Source organism: Arthrobacter sp. MMS24-S77, from assembly GCF_054888235.1.
Map to the genome: position 1 here is coordinate 2800658 of NZ_JBTZRN010000001.1, position 24863 is coordinate 2825520.

Genomic DNA, 24863 nt, shown 5'->3' on the forward strand with positions numbered 1-24863 from the left:
CTTCCCCTTAACTGAGCTATTAACAGCAGAAGGGGCCCTTGTTCACCTGAACAAGGGCCCCTTCTGCTGAATTGGCGGGAAACTACGCGCCGAACCAGATCTTGATCTCACGCTCAGCGGAGTCCACCGAGTCGGAACCGTGCACCAGGTTCTGCTGGACGGCCAGGCCCCAGTCGCGGCCGAAGTCACCGCGGATGGTGCCGGGTGCCGCCGTCGTCGGGTCCGTGGTTCCGGCAAGGGAGCGGAAGCCTTCGATCACGCGGTGGCCCTCGAAGATGGCAGCGACAACCGGGCCGCTGAGCATGAACTCAACCAGCGGCTCGTAAAACGGCTTGCCGAGGTGCTCTTCGTAGTGCTGCTCCAGCAGTTCGCGGGTGGCATTGACCTTCTTCAATTCGGCCAAGGAGTATCCCTTGGACTCAATGCGGGCGAGGATGCTGCCGCTCAGGTTGCGGGCGACGCCGTCGGGCTTGATCAGTACAAGGGTGCGCTCAATGCTCACGGTTGCTCCAATGTGGTGGTGTGTGGGTTTCCCAGCCAGTTTACGGGGTTTGGCTCAAGCGGACTGACCCGCGGCGTCTTCCCCGTGCGAAGCGTTCCACTCGGCCTGCTCGCGATCGCGCTTGGCGTTGTCTCGGTCGATCCTCATGCCGGCGCGGATGCCGTACCACCAGCACGCCGCAAACAGGATCCCCACGACGAACATCGTGGGCTCGGCGAACCCAGTAAGGATCAGGACCAGCTGCAATGCCCAGCCAACGCCGACGCCCCACGGCTTGCCGAGGACAGCACAGGCCAAGATCAGCACCACGCTCAACGTAATGCCGAAAGTAAGGATCAATGCCGGCGACATCTCTCCACGCTTCAGGCCGAAAACAGCCAAGGTGGCGAAGAACGCGACAAAAGCTTCCAGGAGCAGCACGGTCGAGGCGAACATCACCTTGGTGGAACGGCGCTTCTTGGGCATCCCCGGGCGCCATTCGCGCTGGGCCTTCGTGAGTTTGGCCATGCTCAGGCACCGGCCTTTCCAAGGAGCATGCGGGCTTCGGCCACCACAGTGATGGAACCGGTGACAAGTACCCCGCCGGCCAGGTCATCGTTGGCTTCAGCGCGTTCCACGGCCCATTCGATCGCGTCGTCGAGCTTCTCGGCAATGTGGACGTTATCCGCACCGAATCCAAGGTCGACGGCGAGGTCGGCCAGTTGCGCAGCCGGAATGGCCCGCGGTGAATTGGACTGGGTGAAGCAGAACTCCTCTGCCAGTCCCCCAGGGATTCCTTGAGCTGCCTCAGGATTTCCTCCGCGTCCTTCTCTTTCAGGACCCCCAGGACCACCACCAGCTTGCTGAAGCTGAAGGCTTCCTGGATTGCTTCGGCCGAGACGCGGATGCCATCAGGGTTGTGCGCGGCATCCACAATGATCGTGGGAGCGGTGCGCACCACTTCAAGCCGGCCCGGAGAGCTGACGTTACCGAAGGCTTCGCGCAGGACGTCGCCGTCGAGTTCCTTCTCGCCGCCGCCGAGGAACGCTTCCAGTGCCGCGACGGCGACTGCGGCGTTCTCGGCCTGGTGGGCGCCGTGCAAGGGAAGCAGCAGGTCTTCGTAGCGACCGGCGAGGCCCTGGATGGTCAGCACCTGGCCACCAACCGCCACACTCCGGGATTCCACGCCGAATTCGACGCCTTCGAAGCGGAACGGCACGCCCACTTCGCGTGCCTTTTCCAGCAGCACCTGCGCAGCGTCCACGGGCTGGGCTGCGCTGATTAGGAAGCCGCCAGGCTTGATGATTCCGGCCTTCTCGTGAGCGATGTCCTCAGTGGTGTCGCCCAGGAGGTCCGTGTGGTCGAGCGAAATCGGAGTAACCACGGAAACCTGGCCGTCGCCCACGTTGGTGGCGTCGGTGATGCCACCCAGGCCAACCTCAATCACGGCGACATTGACGGGCTGGTCAGCGAAGATCGCGAAACCCAGGATGGTCAGGCACTCGAAGTACGTGAGCCTGGGTTGGCCGTCGGCTTCGAGTTCCTTGTCCACGATCTCGAGGTACGGACGGATCTCGTCCCAGATCCGGACAAAGGCCTCATCCGAGACCGGCTCGCCGTCGATGCTGATTCGCTCGGTGACCTTCGACAGGTGCGGGCTCGTGTAGCGGCCCGTGCTCAAGCCATGGGCGCGAAGCCCCGCCTCGATCATGCGGGCGGTCGAAGTCTTGCCATTCGTACCCGTGATGTGGATGATCGGGAACGCCTTGTTGGGCTCCCCCAGCACGTCCATTGCCCGGTACAGCGGCGCGAGCCGCGGCTCCATCTTGTTTTCCGGGGCGCGGCCCAGGAGTTCGGCGTAGACGCTTTCTACGGAGAATTCATCGCTCATGTACTAGGCCTCGATCTTTGCAACGGTGATCTGCGGCTCGACGGCGTCGCCGGAGACGACGGGGTCGAGCTTGAGGGACAGGGTTTCGGTCTTGACCAGCTCTTCGTTGGCGCGAAGGGCGTCAACAACATCGTGGACAGCCAGCACGGTGGTGTGGATGCGGTCGCTGACGTTGAGTCCGGCGTCCTTGCGGGCCTGCTGGATGGCACGGACCATGTCGCGCGCCAGGCCCTCGGCAGCCAGTTCCGGGGTGACCTCGGTGTTCAGGACCACGAAGCCGCCGCCCGGGAGGACAGCCACAGCCGCGGAGGATCCGTCAGCCGATTCCGCGACGACAGTCTCCAACGTGTACTCCTGTGGTTCCAGTTCGAGGCCGCCTGCCGTGACCACCCCTGCATCGGAAACCGACCAGTCGCCGGACTTGGAGCCCTTGATGGCCTGCTGGACGTTCTTGCCCAGGCGCGGACCTGCCGCGCGGGCATTGACCACGAGTTTCTGCTCGATGCCGAATTCTTCCGGCGACGCGGTGGCGGCGTCCAGGAGCCGGACGGAACGCAGGTTCAGTTCATCCGCGACGACGGCGGCGAAGCCTTCCAGCGCATCAGCACCGGGTGCCACTACCGTGAGCTCCTGCAGCGGCAGGCGAACGCGGAGGTTGGCGGCCTTGCGCAGGCTGGAGCCGGCGGAGCAGATCTGCTGGACCCGGTCCATGGCTTCCACGAGATCCGGGTTTGCCGGGAACAGCGATGCCTCGGGCCAGTCGGCCAGGTGTACCGAGCGGCCACCGGTCAAGCCGCGCCAGATCTCCTCGGAAACCAGGGGAAGCAGCGACGCCGAGACACGGCAGACGGCTTCGAGCGCGGTGTAGAGGGCGTCGAAAGCGTCGGCGCTCTCGTCGAAGAAGCGCTGCCGGCTGCGGCGTACGTACCAGTTGGTGAGCATATCCAAGTAGCTGCGCAATTCATCGCAAGCGCCGGAAATGTCGTATTCGTCCAGGCTGGACGTGATGTTGCGGACCAGGTCCCCAGTGTTTGCCAGCAGGTACTGGTCCAGGGTGTCCGTGTAGCCGTCGTAACGCAGTTTGGCGTCATATCCAGAACCGCCGTTGGAGGCGTTGGTGTACAGAGTGAAGAAGCTGTACACGTTCCACAGCGGCAAGATGACCTGGCGGACGCCGTCGCGGATTCCTTGCTCGGTGACCACCAGGTTGCCGCCGCGCAGGATGGGGCTGGACATCAGGAACCAGCGCATGGCGTCGGAGCCGTCACGGTCCAGGACCTCGGAGACGTCGGGGTAGTTGCGCAGGCTCTTGGACATCTTCTGCCCGTCCGAGCCCAGCACGATGCCGTGGCTGATCACGTTGCGGAAGGCCGGCCGGTCGAAGAGTGCCGTGGACAGGATGTGCAGCATGTAGAACCAGCCGCGGGTCTGCCCGATGTACTCGACAATGAAGTCTGCCGGGTTGTGGGTATCGAACCATTCCTCGTTCTGGAACGGATAGTGCACCTGGCCGTAGGGCATTGAACCGGAGTCGAACCAGACGTCCAGGACGTCCTCAACGCGGCGCATGGTGGACTGGCCCTCTTCCGGGGAGCGGGGGTCGTCCGGGTTCGCCCTGGTCAGTTCGTCGATGAACGGGCGGTGCAGGTCAACCTGTCCGTCGTTGTTCATCGGAAGGCGGCCGAAATCGGCTTCCATCTCAGCGAGGGAGCCGTAGACGTCGGTGCGCGGGTATTCGGGGTCGTCGGACTGCCACACCGGGATGGGCGAACCCCAGTAACGGTTGCGGCTGATGGACCAGTCGCGGGCGTTGGCCAACCATTTGCCGAACTGTCCGTCCTTGACGTTGCCCGGGATCCAGTTGATTTCCTGGTTCAGTTCGGACATGCGGTCCTTGAACTTGGTGACCTCCACGTACCAGGAAGACACGGCACGGTAGATCAAGGGGTTGCGGCAGCGCCAGCAATGCGGGTAGCTGTGCTCATAGCTGGCCTGACGGACCAAGCGTCCACCGGAGCGGAGTGCCTGCGTGATCGGCTTGTTGGCGTCGAAAACCTGCAATCCGGAGATTTCGGCAAGGGGTCCGTGCGCGAACAGGTGGAGGAACTTGGCGCCTTCGTCAACCGAGAGCACCACGGGGATACCGGCGTCCTCACAGACTTTCTGGTCGTCTTCACCGTAGGCCGGGGCCTGGTGGACGATGCCCGTGCCGTCCGTGGTGGTGACGTAGTCTGCCACGAGGAAGCGCCAACCGTTCTGGGTGCCGTACTTTTCGGTGTCCGTGAAGTAGTCCCACAGCGGTTCGTATTCCAGTCCGGCCAACTCGGCGCCGGTGTAACTGGCCGTGACAGCGGCGGTGGCGGCAGCGCCGTCGTCGTACCCAAGATCCTTCGCGTAGGTGCCGAGGAGATCGGCAGCCAGCAGGAAGCTGCCCGTCACTGGAGCCTCCGCAGATGCGGCTTTGATGCCGTTCGGGCCCGCCGGAACCACCGCATAGGAGATGTCAGGCCCGACGGCGAGCGCCAGGTTGGTGGGCAGTGTCCAGGGGGTCGTGGTCCAGGCGAGCGCCTGCACACCCTCGAGGGACTTCGAGAGGTCCGACTCCCCCGCCTTGATGGGGAAGGTCACTGTGACGGTCTGGTCCTGGCGGTTCTTGTAGACATCGTCGTCCATGCGCAGCTCGTGGTTGGACAGCGGGGTCTCGTCCTTCCAGCAGTACGGCAGGACCCGGTAGCCGTTGTAGGTCAGGCCCTTCTCGTGGAGCTGCTTGAAGGCCCAAAGGACAGACTCCATGTACTCGACGTTGAGGGTCTTGTAGTCGTTGTCGAAGTCCACCCAGCGTGCCTGGCGCGTGACGTAGCTCTTCCATTCGTCCGCGTACTTCATGACCGAGGCACGGCACGCGTCGTTGAACTTGTCGATGCCCATCGCTTCGATCTGGGTCTTGTCCGTCATCCCCAGTTGCTTCATGGCCTCGAGTTCAGCAGGCAGGCCGTGGGTATCCCAGCCGAAGCGCCGCTCGACGCGCTTGCCGCGCTGGGTCTGGTAACGGCCTACCAGGTCCTTGGCATAGCCGGTCAGGAGGTGGCCGTAGTGGGGCAGCCCGTTGGCGAAGGGAGGGCCGTCGTAGAAGACGAACTCGTTGCTGCCGTCGTGGCCTGCGTCGCGATTGTCGATGCTGGCCTGGAACGTGCCGTCTTCATCCCAGTACTTGAGGATGCGCTCTTCGATCTCCGGGAACTTCACGGAGGCGGAGACCCCTGAAGCAGCGCCGGACGGAGTGGTGGAGGCCTTGGGGTAATACGTCATCTCTTCATCCTGGGTTGAGCCGGTGAACACAAAGTTTCATTCAGGATGCGAGGACGGCGCCAGCTGCGTTGTTTCCAACAGCGCCGGTACCGCGGTACCACCTCACTTACCGCCGCCGGCACTGCTCCTTGTGAAAGGGAGCTGTTCCGGCGTCGGCCGCTCATTGCTGCTGTGACGGGCTTACCCGTCCGGTTCTACTGACTCCTGTGGTGCCAGGGGCGTTCTTCCGGAAGCTCACCGGTGATGTCCGGGTCAAAGCTTGTGCCACAAGTCTAGCGGCAGCGGCGCCGCGAGCTCCACTTGGGGTGTGGAGTACGCGGCGCCGTCGCGCCCTAGCCCTTGCGGATCAACTTGTGGGTGGCAGCCTGCGCCACCGGGCGGACGATGATCTCGTCGAGGTTGATGTGGTGCGGCACTGAGACCGCGTACTTGACGACGTCGGCGACGTCCTCCGGCGTGAGTGGCTTCTCGACGCCGGCGTACACCTTGGCTGCAGCCGTGGCATCACCGAGGCGGTTGAGCGCGAATTCCTCTGTATGAACGAGTCCGGGCGCCACCTCGATCACGCGGATGTTGTTCTCGGCTTCCTCCAGACGCAGGGCGCCGGTCATGGCGTGCTGGGCAAACTTGGCCGCGTTGTATCCGCCGCCGCCCTCGTAGGCCGTGAATCCGGCGGTGGACGTCAGGTTCAGGACAGTGCCTTCGCCGTTGGCCCGCAGCATCGGGAGGAAGGCCCTTGTCAGCTTCAGGGTGCCGAGCACGTTGACTTGGTACATCCAGTCCCAATCTTCGGTCTGCGCATTGGCCAGGGTGTCCGCGCCTCGCGCACCGCCGGCAATGTTGATGAGCGTGTCCGCTCCCCCTGCCTCGGTGACGGCGGAGAGCAAGGCCGCGACGTCGTCGTCGTTGGTGATGTCCGCTGCGAACGGCACTGCGCCGGTCTCTGCGGCGAGTGCCTTGAGCCGTTCCGCACGGCGGGCGACGGCGAACACCTTCCATCCGTCTGCGGTGAGGGCCCGCACTGTGGCCTCGCCGATTCCCGTGCTGGCACCGGTCACTACTGCAGTCTTGGTCTGTACTTCCTCAGTCATGGCACCACCCTAACGTGGTTCAGCGGGCACCCAGCAAGAACTCCAGCAGCACACGGGCGTGGTTTACTTCAGGATCCCTGGCGCCGTAGAGCAGCGTCACACGCTTCTTCCCGGCGGCCAGTTCAAGCAACTGGCCCACGGCAGGATTCTGTTCCAGCTCCGCCTCATACTGCTCCTTGAAGTCCGCGAAGCGCTCCTGCATGTGGGCAAATTCCGTCCGCAGCGGCGGTGAGGGCGCGATTTCCTTCAGCCAGAGATCCAAACGGGCGCGTTCCTTGGAGACCCCTCGCGGCCAGAGCCGGTCCACCAGGACCCGGTAGCCGTCGTCGTCGGCTGCATCGTCATAGATGCGCTTGATCACCAAAACGTCCCTGAGTTCCGCCATGGAGTGCATGCTAGTGCAAGAACCGGGGCAGGAAGATGAAACAATTGGCCCATGGCTGAATCAACGCAGGGTACAGACACGCCCGCCACCGCCCCCATCAACGTTCCCGACAAGCCGGCCCTTGAAGGCCTTGAGGCTGCCTTGACGCAGCGCTGGCTGGACGAAGGAACCTACAAGTTCAACCCGGACACCACCCGGGAGCAGGTCTACTCGATCGACACTCCCCCGCCCACCGCATCCGGTTCGCTCCACGTGGGCCACATGTTCTCGTTCACGCAGACGGATGTCCAGGCCCGCTACATGCGCATGACCGGCAAGAACGTGTTCTACCCGATGGGTTGGGACGACAACGGCCTGCCCACTGAGCGCCGCGTCCAGAACTACTACGGCGTCCGCTGCGATCCCGCCATTCCTTACAACGCCGACTACCGCCCGCCGGCACAGCCTGCAAAGAACCAGCGGGACTTCGACGTCGTCTCCCGGCAGAACTTCATCGAACTCTGCGAGGAACTCGCCGTGGAGGACGAGAAGGTCTTCGAGAACCTGTTCCAGACCCTCGGCCTCTCCGTTGACTGGGACCTGACGTACCGCACCATCGACGACACCTCCCGTGCGGTGTCCCAACGCGCCTTCCTCGCCAATCTGAACGCCGGGGACGCCTACATGGCCGAAGCCCCCACCCTGTGGGACGTGACGTTCCGTACCGCCGTCGCGCAGGCCGAGCTGGAGGACCGCGAAGTTGCCGGCGCGTACTACCGTTATCCCTTCTTCACCGCCGACGGCGAGAAGATCTACATCGAGACGACGCGTCCGGAACTGCTCGCCGCTTGCGCAGCGCTGGTGGCAAACCCCGACGACGAGCGCTACCAGCCGCTGTTCGGCAAGACCGTGACATCTCCCCTGTTCGACGTCGAGCTGGAAGTCAAGGCGCACCCGCTCGCCAAGGCGGACAAAGGCTCCGGCATCGCCATGGTCTGCACCTTCGGTGACCTGACTGACGTCACCTGGTGGCGCGAGCTGCAGTTGCCCACCCGCGCCATCATGGGCCGCGACGGCCGCATCATCGCCGAGACTCCTGAGTGGATCACCACCGACGCCGGCAAGGAAGCCTACGCGGCGATTGCCGGCAAGACGGCGTTCTCTGCCAAGGAGACCGTGGTTGAGCTTCTCATTGCCGCCGACCTCCTGGATGGCGAGCCCAAGAAGATCACGCACCCCGTGAACTTCTTCGAGAAGGGTGACAAGCCCCTTGAAGTTGTCACGTCGCGCCAGTGGTACATCCGCAATGGCGGAAGGGACGAGGATCGCCGCGAACGATTGATCGCGCGTGGACACGAAATCGAGTTCCACCCGTCCTTCATGCGCTCCCGCTACGAGAACTGGATCTCCGGCCTGAACGGTGACTGGCTCGTTTCACGCCAGCGCTTCTTCGGCGTGCCGATCCCCGTCTGGTACCCACTGGACGCCCAGGGCAACCCGGACTACGCGAACCCGATCCTCCCGTCGGACGAGTCCCTGCCCGTAGACCCTGCGGCAGACGCGGCTCCCGGCTTCAACGAGTCCCAGCGCGAGCAGCCCAACGGCTTCATCGGTGACGCGGATGTCCTGGACACCTGGGCCACGTCTTCGCTGACTCCGCAGATCGTGGGCGGCTGGAGCCGTGACGAGGAACTGTTCGGCAAGGTCTACCCCTTCGACCTCCGCCCGCAGGGACACGACATCATCCGCACCTGGCTCTTCTCCTCGGCTGTGCGGGCAGACGCCCTGCAGGACAGCGCGCCATGGAAGCACGCCGCCATCTCGGGCTGGATCCTGGACCCGGACCGCAAAAAGATGTCCAAGTCCAAGGGCAACGTGGTTGTTCCCACCGACGTCCTGAACGAATTCGGTTCCGACGCCGTCCGTTACTGGGCCGCTTCGGCAAAGCTCGGCGCGGACACCGCCTACGAGATCGCCCAGATGAAGATCGGCCGCCGCCTGGCCATCAAGCTTCTCAACGCCTCCAAGTTCGTGTTGAACCTGGGCGCTACCGAGAACTCGGTTGTCGGCGCGGACCTGTCCGTCCTGAGCAACCCCTTGGATCGGGCGCTGCTCGCCCAGCTGGCCGACGTCGTGGCACAGTCCACCAAGGCGTTCGATAACTACGACTATGCCCGGGCACTGCAGATCACGGAATCGTTCTTCTGGCAGTTCACGGACGACTACGTGGAGCTCATCAAGGACCGCGCTTACGGTGCCGCTGGCCAAACGGAGCAGGCTTCGGTGCTTGCGGCCCTCGCCACCACGCTGGATTCGCTGTTGCGCCTGTTCGCGCCGTTCCTGCCCTTCGCCACCGAAGAGGTCTGGAGCTGGTGGCGGACGGGTTCAGTACACCGCGCGGCATGGCCAGCGGCCCTGGAAATCGTCGACGGCGACACCACCATGCTGGGCACCGTGGGCATTGCGCTGAGCGGCATCCGCAAGGCCAAGTCCGAAGCCAAGGTCAAGCAGCGCACCGAAGTTCTCTCGGCCACCATCACTGCGGGAGAATCCTTTGTTGCGCAGCTGGAAGCCGGGCTGGGCGATTTGAAGGCCGCAGCCAACGCACAGGAGATCTCGCTGGTAGCCGCTGACGGCGAACTGACGGTGAGCGACGTGGTCCTGGCACCTGCCGAGGAGCCCGCGCAGGCCTAGTTTCGAAGAGCCCGGGAGAGTATCCGGGCCTGTCCGGAGTTTCCAGGCCCTGTCCGGAGTTTCCGGGCAAAGGGGAAGCCCCATCAGCGTTTAGCCGTTGGTGGGGCTTCGACTTTTCGGCTGTCTGGTGACGTCTTGACAGTCTGGCGGAATCCTCAGACTTTCAGGTCTTCCTACCTCGTCACTGGTAGCTTGTATCCAACTTTGCCGAAGGCTGCGTCAGATACATATCACTGAATCTTTGGTTTCCGTGTCCCTCTTCTCTCGAAGTGGGTAAGTTCTATTCTTGACCTGCGCACCGGTCAGCACAACCCCTCTTCCGGAACTACTGGCATGTAATTCTTGGCCTTCGTGGCTGGGCTCCGGGGTTCTGGCGGCTGGGTGCTTTGTGGCACAGTGTTGCTATGCCAGAACTTCCCGAAGTGGCCGGATTAGCCGCCTTCCTCGGCAGGAATCTTCTCGGTGCCGAATTGACGAAGATCCAAATCACCTCTTTTGCGGTGCTCAAGACCGCCGATCCACCGTATTCGTCCCTGGAGGGTCGGAAAATCCTCGGGGTGGAGCGTTTCGGCAAGTTCGTCAGTCTCGACGCCCAAGGGATCCATTTCATTTTCCACCTCGCCAAGGCCGGATGGCTGCGCTACACCGAGCAACCGTCGCAGACCCAGCTACGGATGGGCGGCAGCAATATCGCCGCCAGGCTCAGCTTCACCAAGAGCGATGGTTCAACACAAGTCGGCGTGGATCTGACAGAGGCAGGCACGAAGAAGAGCCTGGCCGTGTACGTGGTGCGAAGCCCCCTGGACGTTCCGGGCATCGCAACCCTGGGTCCGGACCCGCTGAGCCCGGAATTCACCGCGGAAACCTTGGCCGGGATCCTCGCCACGAGCCCACACCAAATCAAGGGGCTGCTCCGGAGCCAGAGCGTCATCGCGGGCATCGGGAACGCCTATAGCGACGAGATCCTCCACGCCGCCCGAATTTCACCGTTCGCGATCGCAAAGTCGCTGGACAGGAATACCACCCAGGTCCTTTATGAGGCCATTGAAAGCGTCCTGGGTGCGGCTGTTGCGGCCGCAACCGGTAAAGCCTCCAACGAGCTCAAGGACGCGAAGCGCAGCACCATGAGGGTGCATGGCAGGGCGGGCCAGCCATGCCCGGTGTGCGGGTCCACGATCCGCGAGGTCTCCTTTGCCGACACCGCGTTGCAGTATTGCCCGGGTTGCCAAACAAACGGAAAGATCCTCGCGGACCGCAGAACGTCGCGCTTCCTGAAGTAACTGTGCCAACCATTCGCTCAACAGCCGGTAGGCTCAACCGCGAGCAGGAATCCGGCCTAGTTGAATTCGGGGTTTTCCGTCCGGCTGCGCTTCAGCTCGAAGAAATGCGGGTAGCCGGCCAACGTGACTGTGGCATCCCAGATTCGGCCGGCTTCTTCGCCGCGGGGAATACGGGTCAGGACGGGGCCGAAGAACGCAGTGCCGTTGACTGCGACCACCGGGGTCCCCACGTCCTGGCCCACCAAGGAAATACCGGATTCGTGGCTGGCACACAGCTGGGCATCGTACTCCCCGGAATCGGCGAAGCGGGCCAACTCGGCGGGCAAACCGGTTTCAGCCAGGGCTTTGGAGATGACCTCGGCGAAATCCGTGATGCCTTCGTGGTGGATGAGGGAGCCCATAGCGTCGTACAGCGGCTTGATGTACTCGTTTCCGTGCAGCTCGCAGGCGGCAATGATGACACGGACCGGTCCCCAGCCAAGCTCCATCTTCTCGGCGTACTCGGCCGGAAGTTCGCGGCCCTCATTGAGCACGGAAAGGCTCATGACGTTCCAGGTGGTCTCGATGCCGCGGACGTCTTCCACTTCGCCAATCCAGCGGGATGTCACCCACGCGAAAGGGCACATGGGGTCGAACCAGAAATCAACCTTGTTTGCGGTCTGCTCGGGCACAGGGAACTCCTTGGATGGGACGTACAGGGGTGCAGTCAACCGGAAGAACGTGTCCGGCATCAGCTATGCCAACCTCCGGCTAGGCGGACTTATTCCGCCGCTTCGCCACGACCTCGTGCGCGATCATGGTGGGCTGGCCCTTCTTGTTGACGGCGTCCGCGGTAATGACAACGCTGGCAATGTCGTCACGGCTGGGCAGGTCGAACATGACCGGAAGCAGCACTTCTTCCATGATTGCACGCAAGCCGCGGGCTCCAGTCCCGCGTTCCAGGGCTTGGTCAGCAATCGAGTCCAGTGCGTCGTCGTCGAACAAGAGCTCCACGCCGTCCAGTTGGAACATCTTCTGGTACTGCTTGATCAGGGCGTTCTTGGGCTTGGACAGAATCTGGATGAGCGCGGAACGGTCAAGGTTGGACACAGTGGTGATCACAGGCAAGCGTCCAATGAATTCAGGAATCAGCCCAAACTTGAGCAGATCCTCCGGCATCACCTCGCCGTAGCTGTCCGCGTTGTCCTTGACCTCATTGAGCGGGGACCCGAATCCAATGCCCTTGCGGCCGGACCGCGATCCGATGATGTCCTCGAGCCCGGCAAAGGCGCCAGCCACAATGAACAGCACGTTAGTGGTGTCGATCTGGATGAATTCCTGATGCGGGTGCTTACGACCACCCTGCGGCGGAACCGAAGCCACCGTTCCTTCGAGGATCTTCAGGAGTGCCTGCTGAACCCCTTCGCCGGAGACATCGCGTGTGATGGACGGGTTCTCGCTCTTGCGCGAAATCTTGTCGATCTCGTCGATGTAGATGATGCCTTGCTCAGCCTTCTTGACGTCGTAGTCAGCGGCTTGGATGAGCTTCAGCAAGATGTTTTCGACGTCTTCGCCCACGTATCCGGCTTCAGTCAAGGCGGTGGCGTCAGCGACGGCGAACGGGACATTCAAGCGGCGGGCGAGCGTCTGTGCCAGGTAGGTCTTGCCGCAACCGGTGGGGCCAATCAGCAGGATATTGGACTTGGCGATCTCCACGTCCTCGTGGTGTCCGCCTTCGCCCAAGCCGGTCTTTGGTGCATGGCCTGCCTGGATTCGCTTGTAGTGGTTGTAGACCGCGACGGCGAGGGAGCGTTTCGCAGGTTCCTGGCCAATGACGTATTCCTGGAGGAAATCGAAGATTTCGCGCGGCTTGGGCAACTCGAAGCTGCCCAGATCCGATACTTCAGCGAGTTCTTCTTCGATGATCTCATTGCAGAGTTCGATGCACTCGTCGCAGATGTACACGCCGGGCCCGGCAATCAGCTTCCGAACCTGCTTCTGGCTCTTTCCGCAGAAAGAACACTTCAGCAGATCCGTGCTCTCGCCAATCCGAGCCATGTGGGAATCCCTTCGTTTCATGCGGGTGGTGCAGCCCCGTACCTATCTGCCGGAATCGCAAGATCGCAGCGGGGGCGCCACCATGACAACTTCCACTGTAGGACACAATGGGCTGCTTGGGTTGAAACAGAACGCCGATGCGGTCCATATTTCCTGAACCGCACCGGCGTCGAGTTTTGGCCAGTTACCTGGCGATCGCCTGGGGCTTGATCTTGCGGGAATCGAGCACCTGGTCGATCAATCCGTAGTTCATCGCTTCGGCGGCGGTGAGGATCTTGTCACGCTCAATGTCATTGTTGACCTGCTCCGAGGTGCGGCCCGAGTGGTGGGCCAGCGTGTCCTCAAGCCAGGTACGCATGCGCATGACTTCGGCCGCCTGGATTTCGAGGTCCGAGGCTTGTCCGCCCTGGCCGCCGGACAACGCCGGCTGGTGGATCAGGACGCGGGCGTTCGGCAGTGCGAGTCGCTTGCCGGGGGTACCAGCGGCGAGCAGCACGGCTGCGGCGCTTGCGGCCTGACCCAGGCAAACAGTCTGGATCTCGGGGCGAATGTACTGCATGGTGTCGTAGATGGCCGTCATGGCCGTGAACGAGCCGCCCGGGGAGTTGATGTACAGGGTAATGTCGCGATCCGGGTCCGTGGACTCGAGTACCAGCAGCTGGGCCATGATGTCGTCAGCGGAAGCGTCGTCAACCTGGACACCGAGGAAGATGATGCGGTCCTCGAAGAGCTTCGTGTACGGGTCCTGGCGCTTGAAGCCGTAGGGCGTGCGCTCCTCGAACTGCGGGAGGACATAGCGGCTGGACGGGAGATTACCGGCAGACCATCCAAAGTTGTAATTCATGTTCGTTGCTCCTGATCTGAATGTTTCTTGTGCCGGTTACTTCTCGGAATTCGAGGAGTTCGCCGTTCCGCCGCCGCCAGCGACCGATCCAGCGTGGGCGGAGATCTTGTCGAAGAAGCCGTATGCAAGGGCCTCGGTGGCGGTGAACCACTTGTCGCGGTCGTTGTCCTTGAGGATGGTCTCGACAGTCTGTCCGGTCTGTTCTGCGGTCAGCTCGGCCATGACCTTCTTCATGTGAAGGATCAGCTCGGCCTGGATCTTGATATCCGATGCCGTGCCACCGATGCCACCGGAAGGCTGGTGCATCAGGATGCGGGCGTTCGGCGTGGCGTAGCGCTTGCCCTTGGTGCCCGAGGAAAGGAGGAACTGGCCCATGGAGGCCGCCAGTCCGGTGGCTACCGTCACGACGTCGTTCGGGATGAACTGCATGGTGTCGTAAATGGCCATGCCGGCAGTCACCGAGCCACCAGGCGAGTTGATGTACAGGTAGATGTCCTTCTCCGGGTCTTCAGCCGAGAGGAGGAGGAGCTGGGAGCAGATCGCGTTGGCGTTCTCGTCACGGACTTCGGATCCGAGCCAGATGATGCGCTCTTTCAGCAGGCGGTTGTAGATGTAGTTGTCCTGGGCCGCTGGATCGACGGTGGCCATCCTGGGTGCCTCTGCATGCTGTGACATAAGTACTTACCTCTCGCTGGTGACAGGGCCATTGCTGAACTTGCCATCCCTGATCTTCACTACTTGGACACTAACCGTTTTCGATGGCGATTTGTTCTCCCAAATCGCGCTGTTCGCTGACGGCGCACGATTGCGGGCGTGCGGCTTTTCGGCGCCGGCGCGGCTTAAACCAGTCCGCCCCGGATCAGGCGATCCGGGGGCGGCGAGAGGTGAAACTAGAACTTCACTGCGGCTGGGTCATCGCTCGGGACGACAGCTGCTTCTTCGGCTTCTTCGACGTTCGCGGTCTCTTCGCCAGCGGGGCGCACGAAGTCGCTCAGGTCAACCTTGTTGCCTTCGGAGTCGACAACCTCGGCCTGGCCGAGGACAACTGCGAGGGCCTTGCGGCGGCGGACCTCGGAAACCATCATGGGAACCTGGCCGCTCTGATCGATGATCTGGGCGAACTGGTTCGGGTCCATGCCGTACTGGCTTGCCGTGCTCACGATGTAGTCGATCAGCTCGCTCTGGGTGACGCTGACTTCTTCCTTGTCCGCAATGGCGTCAAGGATGATTTCGTTCTGGAAGGCCCGGGCGGTGTTGGCCTTGACCTCGGCGCGGTGCTCCTCGGTGTCGTGGTCGCCTTCGCCGTGGGCGTTCTCCGGGTTGAAGTGGGCCTCGAGCTGCTCTTCAACAACAGAGTCCGGAACCGGAACCTCGATGAGCTCGACGAGCTTGTCGAGGACCTTGTCGCGGGCCTCGACGCCCTGGCCGACCACCTTGGACTCAGCGGCCTGCTTGGCGAGGTCTTCGCGCAGTTCTGCCAGGGTGTCGAACTCGGATGCCAGCTGGGCAAAGTCGTCGTTTGCCTCGGGAAGCTCGCGCTCCTTGACGGTCTTGACAACAACCTTGACTTGGGCAGCCTCGCCGGCGTGCTCGCCACCAACCAGCGTGGTGTCGAAGATTGCTTCTTCATCGGCAGACAGGCCGGTGACAGCCTCGTCCAGGCCTTCGAGCATGGTGCCGGCGCCAACCTGGTAGGACAGCCCGGTGGCGGAGTCGATCTCGGCGCCGTCGATCGTGGCGGTGATGTCGATGGTCAGGAAGTCGCCATCGGCAGCCGGGCGGTCAACCGACTTCAGGGTGCCGAAGCGGCCACGGAGTTCATCCAGGGCCTTGTCGACATCCGCGTCGGACGAGTCTGCAGCAGCAACCTCGATCTTGATGCCGGCGTAGTCCGGCAGTTCAACCTCGGGCCGGACATCGATCTCAACCTGGAACTTCAGCTCACCGTCAGTTGCGGACGGGTCCGGAACCTCGGTGATCTCAACCTCGGGACGGCTCAGCGGGCGGAGGCCGGCTTCCTGGACGGCAGCCTGGTACCAGCCATTGAGGCCATCGTTGATGGCAGTCTCCAGGACGTAGCCACGGCCAACGCGCTGGTCAACCAGCTTGGAGGGAACCTTGCCCTTGCGGAACCCGGGAACCTGGATCTGCGAAGCAACGGTCTTGTAAGCGGCATCGATGCTCGGCTTCAGTTCCTCAAAGGGAACCTCAACGTTGAGCTTGACCCGCGTGGCGGTGAGGTTCTCGACAGCGCTCTTCACAGTCTAAGTACTCCTGGTTTTGTGGGATGGGGTTCTGCCGCATCCCGGATCGGGACAGGCACACAGAGTTGGGGTGACAGGATTTGAACCTGCGACTTCCTGCTCCCAAAGCAGGCGCTCTAGCCAAGCTGAGCTACACCCCGTGAATGCACAGGACAGTCTACGGGCATAGCGCCGGAGAATGCACATTTGACACTTGGCCCCTGAATTAGGTTTAGTTATATCCGGCTTCAACAGCCACCGGAAAGATGCGCGGAACACCTACGAAGGTGCATGCTGTCTTGCCCGGGACGTAGCTTAATGGTAAAGCCTCAGTCTTCCAAACTGATTACGCGGGTTCGATTCCCGTCGTCCCCTCCAAAAGAAATGAAGGGCCCCTCGCCGAGGGGCCCTTCGCGTTTCCGCCTGTTTCGTTTCCGCCTGTTTTCACCCGCTGGCGCCGGACTCTAGTCCTGGCAGCCAGGACACCAATAGAGCTTGCGCGCACCGATTTCAGCCATTCCCACTGCTTCATCGCATCGCCGGCACGGCTGGCCCTGGCGCTTGTAGACAAAGTGGGCGTCGCCGTCGAGCGCTCCTGCGTCCCCGCCGCTCCACAAAGCCGGAGGTGTCGTAACAATCCGCCCGTCGCGGACGCCGTCGTTCATGGCCGCCACAGTGTCATCCCACAGAAGTCCGGCGGTTTCGAGGTCCAAGGCGCCGCCGGCAGTCCACGGATCAACGCCTTGCCGGAACAGCACCTCCGCGCGATAAATGTTCCCGATCCCGGCTACCACGGATTGGTCCATCAGGAGGAGCCCTACGGCCGTCTTGCGACGCCGGATCCGTCGAATGAACTCTTCACGGTCTCCTGGAAGGTTATGAAGCGGATCGGGACCAAGCCGCGCAAGGACAGCAGCCGCCTCCGGCTCGATGATCGCCGCGCACGTGGTGGCGCCGCGCAGGTCTGCCCAGCCGTTCCCTGACACGAGGCGCACCCGCACAGCTCCCACCGGCTCGGGCGGTCCCGTATAGCCACTTTCTACATCTTCTGCGCCCAATCCGGCATCCTGCGGGAAAGTCTCACGCTCGCCGATTCGCCGAGGCGCCCCGATGCTCGAGGCCCCTCGGAAGGATTCGTCGCCGCCGAAGTTCCAGGCACCATAGAGACCCAAATGGACGTGCAGGATCACCCCATGGTCAAAACGGAGGAAGAGCTGCTTACCGTGCGCTCTCGCTTCCTGCAGCTCGTGGCCGTCCAGAAGCGCGGCACCCGCGGTGAAACGGCCCTGCGGGCTCGACACGGCCAACGTTTGCCCCGCAAAGACATCCTGGAACTGCCGCGCCAGGCGATGGATCGAATGCCCTTCAGGCACTATTCGACGATTTCGCCAGTGGTCTCATAGGTGGCGATTTTACCGATGCGTCGGACGTGTCGTTCGTCGTTGCTGAACGGTTCCTGCAAGAAGGCCTCGATCAGTTCGGTGGCTTCCTCGACGGTGTGCTGGCGGCCGCCCACGGCGATCACGTTGGCATCGTTGTGCTCGCGGGCAAGTTTCGCCGTGGAGAGATTCCAAGCCAGCGCGGCCCTGACGCCCTTGACCTTGTTGGCGGCAATTTGTTCACCGTTACCGGATCCGCCCAGGACAATGCCCAACGCGTGGACGCCGGCAGTCTGGTCGGCGACCACAGCGGCGGCCGCGTTGATGCAGAACGAAGGGTAGTCATCAAGGGCGTCGTACACCTTGGGGCCGTGGTCAACCACGTCGTAGCCTTTGGCAGTCAAGTGGCTTACCAGGTGGGCACTGAGCTCCATGCCGGCGTGGTCCGTAGCGATGTGGACGCGGGGTGTGGTCACAGGAAGTCCATTCAGTCTGGCGCGCGAACGCGGCAAGGCCGGGCGCGGCGGTGAGGGATGCGGTTCCTAGGTTACTAGGATCGGGCCGTTGCTCACCTCTTAAGACGAAGCCGGCAGACGCGGCGAACCTCGGGCGCTCAGGGAGCAGGAGGCTGCTCCCCGCGCTGTGCACGGGCCGCGACGCGGTTCAGGATTCCCGCGAGCCGGTCCGCCGTCGCTGAGGTCCCGGCGCTGAAAGCCACCCTTCGGCCACTGACCTGGCGGACGACGACGGCGGGTCCGCTGCTCACGAGGATGGCCGTGGCTCCTCCGTGGTGCCGGAGTCCCCAGCCGCCAAAGTCGGCGGCCCTGACCTCTTGTGCGGCAGCCCCGGCGATGTCCACGGCGGGCACGGTCAAGACTTTCAGGACGCCGGCGACGAAGACTTGCACTCCTCCCCGATCGGCGCGCACCCGGACGAAGAGGAAACACGCTCCGATGACGGCGGTTGCCGCGAGCAATGCGCCAAGCCACGGGAGCGCAATCGCGATCAACATGGCAGGAAACAGGGTGGCCACGCAGATCATCACGAACACTGAGCTTCTCGCGTGAACCCATAGCAGCATTGAATCCTCTGCCAGCCCGGGGTCCTCCTTCAGGGTTACTTCGGCTTCGAGGGCGGCGTCATCCTCCGGCGTCCAGCGCGGGTCAGGCTTGAAAGCCATCATCATGACCACGCCGAGCGGCAAGGCCGCACCGGCGCCGAGCGCGAGGACCGTGGCATCAACATGCGAGTTGCGGGCATCGGCGAGGCCCGTTTGTCCCACGAGTCCAGCGGCCAGCACTGAGGTGATGAAGAGGGTGACCATGAGGCCCAAGCCCATCATGAACCGGCGCATGATCACGGGCCGGGCAAGGGGTACGGCTTGGATGAAGACCAACCATCCGGTCAGGACCATGAGGCCGGTTCCGCCGAACACGTAGGCGGCGAACGGGGCAAAGCTGCTTCCGCCGTTGGCGTTCCACGCAATGGCGACCGGCTCAGGAAGGTTGTTGCGCAACATGAGTGCGCACACAGCGAATGCGGCGGCGAGCAGCAGCGGAAATGCCACCGCAAAGCGGAGTGCCCGGAGGTCCAACGAGTCGCGCATCTTTCCCATGATCCAACGCTACCCCCGGCCGGCGACACTGTGATCCAGCGTCCTTGCCAAGCCGGGATCAAATGAAAGAATGACTTCACAGCGCCGGCGTTGGCTGAAGTCAGCCGGCTTCCTGCAACCCATTCTTGGAGGCACCACCTTGCCAGGCCTGAACCTGACGCGCGAAGAAGCGGCACAGCGCGCAGAATTGCTCACCGTGACCTCGTACGACGTCACCCTCGACTTGACCAAGGGCGCCACGGTCTTCGGCTCCACCACGGTGGTGAGGTTCTCCGCCGTCGAGGGTTCCTCAAGCTTTATCGACGCGATCACGGAAACCGTGCACAGCGTGACGCTGAACGGCACCGAGCTGGATCCCGCAGCCGTGTCCGACGGCGTCCGCATTCACCTGCACGGGCTCGCCGCGGAGAACGAGCTCACAGTAGTTGCCGATGCCCCCTACATGAACACGGGTGAAGGCCTGCATCGATTCGTGGACCCGGTAGACAACGAGGCCTACCTGTACACCCAGTTCGAGGTACCCGATTCCCGCCGCATGTTCGCTGTATTCGAGCAGCCGGACCTGAAGGCGGCATTCACGTTCACTGTCACTGCGCCTTCCCACTGGGACCTCGTCTCCAACTCCCCCACTCCCGTACCGGTGGAAACGACCCCAGGGGACGACGGCGGCGCGCGCTCAGTCTGGCATTTCGCTCCGACCCCCCGGATCTCTTCCTACGTCACTGCGCTGATCGCGGGCCCGTACCAAGCGGTCCGCAGCAAGGTCACCAGCTCCGACGGCCGGGTCATCCCTTTGGGTGTCTTTGCCCGCAAGTCCCTCATGCAGTACTTGGACGCCGACAACATCTTCGAACTGACCCGCCAGGGTTTTGAATTCTTCGAGGCCCAGTTCGGATTCCCGTACCCCTTCGAGAAGTACGACCAGCTGTTCGTCCCGGAGTTCAACGCCGGCGCCATGGAAAACGCAGGCGCGGTAACCATCCTCGAGGGCTACGTGTTCCGGAGCAAGGTCACCGACGCCCAGATCGAACGCCGGGCCATCACCGTGCTGCACGAGCTGGCCCACATGTGGTTCGGTGACCTCGTCACGATGCGCTGGTGGAACGACCTCTGGCTCAACGAGTCCTTTGCCGAGTACATGTCCCACCTCGCCGCTGTCGAAAACACCGAATTTGACCGGGCCTGGACCACCTTCGCCTCCGTGGAGAAGTCGTGGGCCTACCGCCAGGACCAACTGCCCACCACGCACCCGATTTTCGCCGAGATCAATGATCTCCAGGATGTCGAGGTCAACTTCGATGGCATCACGTATGCCAAGGGAGCATCCGTTCTGCGGCAGTTGGTCGCATGGGTGGGACCGGAACAATTCATGGCTGGCGTCCGCGAGTATTTCCAAAAGCATGCTTGGCAGAACACCGAGCTGGTAGACCTCATGAAGGAACTCGAGGCTGCCAGTGGCCGTGACTTGGACCAGTGGGGCAAGCTCTGGCTCGAGACCGCCGGCGTCAACACGCTCGCCCCCGAGCTCGAGGTCGACCCGGACGGCACCATCACGTCATTTTCGATCCTGCAGACAGCCATCGACGAACAGCCCACCCTCCGCCCACACCGGCTCGCGGTGGGCTTCTATAACCTCTCAGCCGCCGGCAAGCTCGAACGCACCCACAGGGAAGAGCTCGACGTCGACGGGGCCCGGACCGACGTCCCCGCCCTTGCCGGCCTGGAACGTCCTGACCTGGTCCTGCTCAACGACGACGACCTCGCTTACGCGAAGGTCCGCCTCGACACAGCATCCTGGGCCACCGCGAAGGCCCACCTCAAGGACTTTTCCGGCAGCCTGCCCCGCACCCTCGTGTGGGGCTCCGCGTGGGATTCAGCCCGCGACGGCGAAACGCCCGCCCGCGGCTACGTCGAACTGATTCTGGCGAACATCGCGTCCGAGACCGATTCCTCCGTGATCCTTACCCAACTCCGCCAGTTGGCCACCACACTGACCTACTACGTCGCGGCGGAGCACAAGGATGCCGCCACGGTGGCCGCCGCGGACAAGCTGTGGGAACTCTCCTCCACCGTGGCTGCCGGATCGGACGCCCAGCTCCAATTCGTCAAGTCCTTCGCGCTGCTTGCCGCCAGCAGCTCCCAGCTGGACACGGCCCAGGCGCTCCTGGACGGCAGCAGCGTCCTGGATGGACTGACCGTTGACCAGGACTTGCGGTGGGAACTCCTCACCTCACTGGTTGTCGGTGGCCGCCAGGGCCAGGACGCGATCGACGCCGAACTCGAGCGTGACAACACGGCCAATGGCCAGAACGCGGCCGCCCTGGCGACGGCAGCCCTTCCCACACCCGAGGCCAAGGCCGCAGCGTGGAAGAGGATCGTTGTAACCGGCGAGCTTTCCAACGCCATCCAAAGCTCCGCCGTCGCGGGTTTCACACGGGTGCTGGACACCTCCCTGCTGGAACCGTACGCCGAGAAGTACTTTGAGGCCGTCCCGGAGATTGTCGCCAACCGCACCCATGCGCTGGCCCAGCAGATCGTCGTCGGGCTCTACCCGGCCCAGCTGACCACGCAGGCCACGGTGGACCGCACTGACAAGTTCCTGGCAGAGCTGCCGGCGGACAGCAACGCCCTGCGGCGCATGATGCTCGAAAACCGCGATGGCGTCGCCCGTGCCCTCAGGGCCCGCGCAGCAGACGCCTAAAGCACCCTCTGGAAAGCACCGTTAGGCCCCGGTTCCGCATCGCGCGGGACCGGGGCTTCCTGTGTGCGGTTCGCGAAAGCATCGCCGTTAGACTTTCCGCATGAGCCTGGACGAACACCGCTACTCCCTCACCGTGCGCTGGACCGGAAACCTGGGGAGCGGGACCTCAACCTACCGCGGCTATTCCCGGGACCACGACGTCGAGATCCCGGGGCTGCCCCTCCTCAAGGGATCCTCGGACCCGACGTTCCATGGCGACCGTAGCCGGTACAACCCCGAACAGTTGCTGCTCACCGCCCTGTCCCAGTGCCACATGCTGTCCTTCCTGCATGTCGCGGTCAAACATGGGGTAGTGGTCACGGACTATGTGGACCACGCCGAGGGGATGATGCGCCTCAACCGCGATGGCAGCGGACAGTTCGAGAACGTCACTTTGAAGCCGCAGGTTACCGTTGCCGATCCCGCACATCTTTCCCTCATGGATGAATTGCACCATGAGGCCAACCAAGTGTGCTTCATCGCCCGGAGCGTCAACTTTCCCGTTCTGCATGAGCCGAGCACGACGGCGGGCGTCAGTTAATTCGTGCCGCCCGACTTCGCGGGGGATTATGTTGGTTCGCTGAGCTCCCGCAGTTCTTCGACGAGCCGCTGTTCCTTCGCTCGAGTCAGGCCGGCCTTGCGCTCCCGGCCCAGGCCGCGGACACGTTCGTCCGCCAAGGTATCCCGCAGGGTTTCCTGCCACGGACGCAGAGCCAGGCCCCGGGCAAGCGCCGCGGCATTGGAACGCGCCGAAAAACCTTCGTAGCCCGGCGGCAGCCAGAGCGGAAGGGACTCGGGGCCGGACCAATACCGGACCTCACGCTCCACCAGCCATTCCTCGTCGGCAATCGCGGTCTCCCCCAGCACACCTGCCGCCCCCACCACACCGGCGCGGCGTGACTCATCGATGTATTCACCAAAAGGGACTACCGTGCCCGTGGCATTGAAAACGCCGGTAAGTTCTTGTTCGGCCGCGGAGAGCATCCATGCGGCGAGATCCCGCACGTCGATGACCTGGGTGCTGTTGTCCGGGATGTCCGGCAAGAGAACAGGTTCCTGGGAGCCAGCAAAGCGGGCCGGCCAGTAGCCGTAGCGGTCGGACGCGTCGCCCGGCCCGCCGATAAGTCCGGCCCGGACAATGAACGCTTTCGGCCCGGCCAGTTCCGCGGTCAATTGCTCGATGGCGGATTTCGACTCACCGTAGTTTTCGGGAGTCGCGGAGGCGCCGTCGGGCAACCGCGGCAGGAGCCCGGCGTCCTCGTCCGCTCCGAGCGTCGAATGGTCGGCGTAGACCGAGCAACTGGAAACAAAGCTCCAGTGGGCTGCGCTCTGAGCCAGCGCGTCCAAGGCATGCCGGGCTTGCTCCGGATCCCGCGCCACGTCCACCACTGCGTCCCAGGCGCCGCCCAATGCGGCATAAGCCGAGACGCCTTCGGACCGGTCGGCACGGATCCAGGTGGCGCCGTCGGGCGGCTGGACGGTAGTGCCGCGCGCAAGGCACGTGACCTCATGCCCGGAGGCAACGGCCTGCCGTGCAATTTCAGATGACAAGAACGCTGTTCCGCCAAGAATCAGGATGCGCATGCCGCCACGCTACGGCGATAGGGTTGGCTGTGGACAGAGTGTTCAGCGCCCGGCGAAAAAGGGGCCCGGCGAACAATTGGATCCAGTGAGGAGCATTCCCGCACATGAACGTCGCCTCGTCGACCGATAACATCGTGGCCGATGCCGCCAAGATCGATTACGCGTCAATCTTTGTGACGCTTGGCATTGGATTGGTGATCTGGGTTGTGGCCCGGTTCGTCATTCTGCGTATTACCCGCCGCGTGGCCGAGGGCACCAGTTTCTTCAAGAAACCGCATTTCAAGTGGGTCCAGCCGGCTTTCCGGGCGCTAGACCATGAACGGCGATCCCAGCGCGCGCACACCATTGGTTCACTGCTGACGAGTGTCCTCAGCGTGGTGGTGGTGGTCATCGTCATCATTTACGTGCTCAAATTCCTCAATGTGGACATCGCGCCGCTGCTGACGAGCGTCGGCATTCTGGGTGTGGCCATTGGCTTTGGCGCCCAACAACTCATCCGCGATTTCTTGTCCGGGATCTTCATCACCATCGAGGACCAGTTCGGGATCGGCGATGTAATCGTGACCACCGAAGTGATTGGTACCGTTGAATCGGTGGGACTCCGAATCACCCGGCTCAAGGCTGAAGACGGCGCCATCTGGTATCTGCGCAACGGAGAGATCCTGAGGGTAGGCAACCGCTCCCAAGGCGATTACGTGCCGGAGGAACCAGCCGCTTCAGACGACGTTCCGCCTGCACCTCCGGGTACTGCGCCTGCCGAATCCCCTGCACCCGGTGCGCCGAAAGCCCCAAAGGACGCCGTCAAGATCCAAGAGCAGAAAGCCAGTGAGTGACATGAGCAGCCAGCAGGAATCCGCAGCACCGCAGCCGGCCCAACGGCGGCAGTTGATGCAAAACGATCCCTTTAGCCAGCCTGCCTACACCGACAGCTTCTATGAGGCCGTCGGGGGCCACGATACGTTCGTGAAACTCATCGACGTCTTTTACGACGGCGTCGCGAGAGATCCATTGCTCCGGCCCATGTACCCGGAGGAAGACCTCGCCCCGGCAAAGCGCCGGTTCCTCATGTTTCTCGAGCAGTACTGGGGCGGTCCCGGCACCTACAGCGAAGAGCGTGGGCACCCTCGGCTGCGGATGCGGCACATGCCATTCCAGGTGACGCCCGAAGCGAAGGATCGGTGGCTCTTCCACATGCGTACAGCAGTGGATTCCCTCGCCTTGTCCCCGCTGCACGAAGGCACGCTATGGGATTACATGGAGCGGGCCGCACTCACCATGGTGAACAGCCCGTCGGTCCAGCAGCCCTGAGCT

20 protein-coding genes, 1 tRNA gene and 1 pseudogene are annotated in these 24863 nt (G+C 63.0%); 6 read left to right on the plus strand and 16 right to left on the minus strand.

Translation table 11 applies throughout. From position 1 onward, the window contains the following. Positions 1 to 82 precede the first annotated feature (82 nt). From ndk to ACX5I4_RS12785, 6 genes and pseudogenes are all read right to left on the minus strand, one after another. Positions 83 to 502, minus strand: coding sequence for a nucleoside-diphosphate kinase (gene ndk, locus ACX5I4_RS12760; protein ID WP_184741677.1), 420 nt, complete (start codon positions 500 to 502; stop codon positions 83 to 85). Between the two features lie 54 nt (positions 503 to 556). Further along, entirely contained in the window at positions 557 to 1009 is a 453-nt protein-coding gene (locus ACX5I4_RS12765) for a DUF4233 domain-containing protein (protein ID WP_461836988.1), read from the minus strand. Between the two features lie 2 nt (positions 1010 to 1011). Further along, positions 1012 to 2372, minus strand: a pseudogene (locus ACX5I4_RS12770) (bifunctional folylpolyglutamate synthase/dihydrofolate synthase). Positions 2373 to 2375: 3 nt separating this feature from the next. Next, positions 2376 to 5681 carry an isoleucine--tRNA ligase gene (gene ileS, locus ACX5I4_RS12775; protein ID WP_461836989.1) on the minus strand — a complete coding sequence of 1102 codons (3306 nt, stop codon included), beginning with the start codon at positions 5679 to 5681 and terminating at the stop codon, positions 2376 to 2378. Positions 5682 to 6013: 332 nt separating this feature from the next. Beyond that, complete coding sequence (locus tag ACX5I4_RS12780) at positions 6014 to 6772, minus strand: SDR family oxidoreductase (RefSeq protein ID WP_461836990.1); 759 nt, start codon at positions 6770 to 6772, stop codon at positions 6014 to 6016. Positions 6773 to 6791: 19 nt separating this feature from the next. Continuing rightward, entirely contained in the window at positions 6792 to 7157 is a 366-nt protein-coding gene (locus tag ACX5I4_RS12785; protein WP_461836991.1) for a DUF488 domain-containing protein, read from the minus strand. 51 nt (positions 7158 to 7208) lie between these two features. On the opposite strand from ACX5I4_RS12785, the gene valS reads away from it, so the two are divergent. Next, entirely contained in the window at positions 7209 to 9830 is a 2622-nt protein-coding gene (valS, locus tag ACX5I4_RS12790; RefSeq protein WP_461836992.1) for a valine--tRNA ligase, read from the plus strand. Between the two features lie 404 nt (positions 9831 to 10234). Then, positions 10235 to 11110, plus strand: coding sequence for an Fpg/Nei family DNA glycosylase (locus ACX5I4_RS12795; RefSeq protein ID WP_461836993.1), 876 nt, complete (start codon positions 10235 to 10237; stop codon positions 11108 to 11110). A 56-nt stretch (positions 11111 to 11166) separates the two neighbouring features. Here the strand turns inward: ACX5I4_RS12795 and ACX5I4_RS12800 are convergent, their stop codons facing one another. From ACX5I4_RS12800 to ACX5I4_RS12840, 9 genes are all read right to left on the minus strand, one after another. Further along, on the minus strand, positions 11167 to 11781 hold the full coding sequence (locus ACX5I4_RS12800; protein WP_461836994.1) for a mycothiol-dependent nitroreductase Rv2466c family protein: 615 nt from the start codon (positions 11779 to 11781) through the stop codon (positions 11167 to 11169). Between the two features lie 79 nt (positions 11782 to 11860). Beyond that, on the minus strand, positions 11861 to 13147 hold the full coding sequence (gene clpX, locus ACX5I4_RS12805; protein ID WP_461836995.1) for an ATP-dependent Clp protease ATP-binding subunit ClpX: 1287 nt from the start codon (positions 13145 to 13147) through the stop codon (positions 11861 to 11863). 184 nt (positions 13148 to 13331) lie between these two features. Beyond that, on the minus strand, positions 13332 to 13991 hold the full coding sequence (locus ACX5I4_RS12810; RefSeq protein WP_018777832.1) for an ATP-dependent Clp protease proteolytic subunit: 660 nt from the start codon (positions 13989 to 13991) through the stop codon (positions 13332 to 13334). Between the two features lie 36 nt (positions 13992 to 14027). After that, complete coding sequence (locus ACX5I4_RS12815) at positions 14028 to 14639, minus strand: ATP-dependent Clp protease proteolytic subunit (protein WP_184741695.1); 612 nt, start codon at positions 14637 to 14639, stop codon at positions 14028 to 14030. Positions 14640 to 14881: 242 nt separating this feature from the next. Beyond that, a complete protein-coding gene (tig, locus tag ACX5I4_RS12820) occupies positions 14882 to 16252 on the minus strand; it encodes a trigger factor (RefSeq protein ID WP_461836996.1) in 1371 nt (456 codons plus the stop codon). A gap of 68 nt (positions 16253 to 16320) precedes the next feature. Next, positions 16321 to 16395, minus strand: a tRNA-Pro gene (locus ACX5I4_RS12825). A 303-nt stretch (positions 16396 to 16698) separates the two neighbouring features. Then, on the minus strand, positions 16699 to 17607 hold the full coding sequence (locus ACX5I4_RS12830; protein WP_461836997.1) for an Fpg/Nei family DNA glycosylase: 909 nt from the start codon (positions 17605 to 17607) through the stop codon (positions 16699 to 16701). Next, complete coding sequence (locus tag ACX5I4_RS12835) at positions 17607 to 18089, minus strand: ribose-5-phosphate isomerase (protein WP_461836998.1); 483 nt, start codon at positions 18087 to 18089, stop codon at positions 17607 to 17609. Before ACX5I4_RS12835 ends, ACX5I4_RS12830 begins: the two co-directional genes overlap by 1 nt. 137 nt (positions 18090 to 18226) lie before the next feature. After that, positions 18227 to 19228 carry a hypothetical protein gene (locus tag ACX5I4_RS12840; protein ID WP_461836999.1) on the minus strand — a complete coding sequence of 334 codons (1002 nt, stop codon included), beginning with the start codon at positions 19226 to 19228 and terminating at the stop codon, positions 18227 to 18229. Between the two features lie 139 nt (positions 19229 to 19367). Between ACX5I4_RS12840 and pepN the strand changes: the two genes are divergently transcribed. Together pepN and ACX5I4_RS12850 are read left to right on the plus strand one after the other, a co-directional pair. Further along, positions 19368 to 21929, plus strand: coding sequence for an aminopeptidase N (gene pepN, locus ACX5I4_RS12845; protein WP_461838717.1), 2562 nt, complete (start codon positions 19368 to 19370; stop codon positions 21927 to 21929). A 100-nt stretch (positions 21930 to 22029) separates the two neighbouring features. Then, a complete protein-coding gene (locus ACX5I4_RS12850; RefSeq protein WP_461837000.1) occupies positions 22030 to 22509 on the plus strand; it encodes an OsmC family protein in 480 nt (159 codons plus the stop codon). Positions 22510 to 22535: 26 nt separating this feature from the next. On the opposite strand, the gene ACX5I4_RS12855 is transcribed toward ACX5I4_RS12850, so the two are convergent. Continuing rightward, a complete protein-coding gene (locus ACX5I4_RS12855; protein WP_461837001.1) occupies positions 22536 to 23552 on the minus strand; it encodes an NAD-dependent epimerase/dehydratase family protein in 1017 nt (338 codons plus the stop codon). Between the two features lie 104 nt (positions 23553 to 23656). Here ACX5I4_RS12855 and ACX5I4_RS12860 point away from each other — a divergent pair, with 104 nt between their 5' ends. Together ACX5I4_RS12860 and ACX5I4_RS12865 are read left to right on the plus strand one after the other, a co-directional pair. Beyond that, positions 23657 to 24385, plus strand: a complete 729-nt coding sequence (locus tag ACX5I4_RS12860) for a mechanosensitive ion channel family protein (RefSeq protein WP_461837002.1) — start codon at positions 23657 to 23659, stop codon at positions 24383 to 24385. A gap of 1 nt (position 24386) precedes the next feature. Further along, complete coding sequence (locus ACX5I4_RS12865) at positions 24387 to 24860, plus strand: globin (protein ID WP_461838718.1); 474 nt, start codon at positions 24387 to 24389, stop codon at positions 24858 to 24860. The last annotated feature ends 3 nt before the right edge of the window (positions 24861 to 24863 follow it).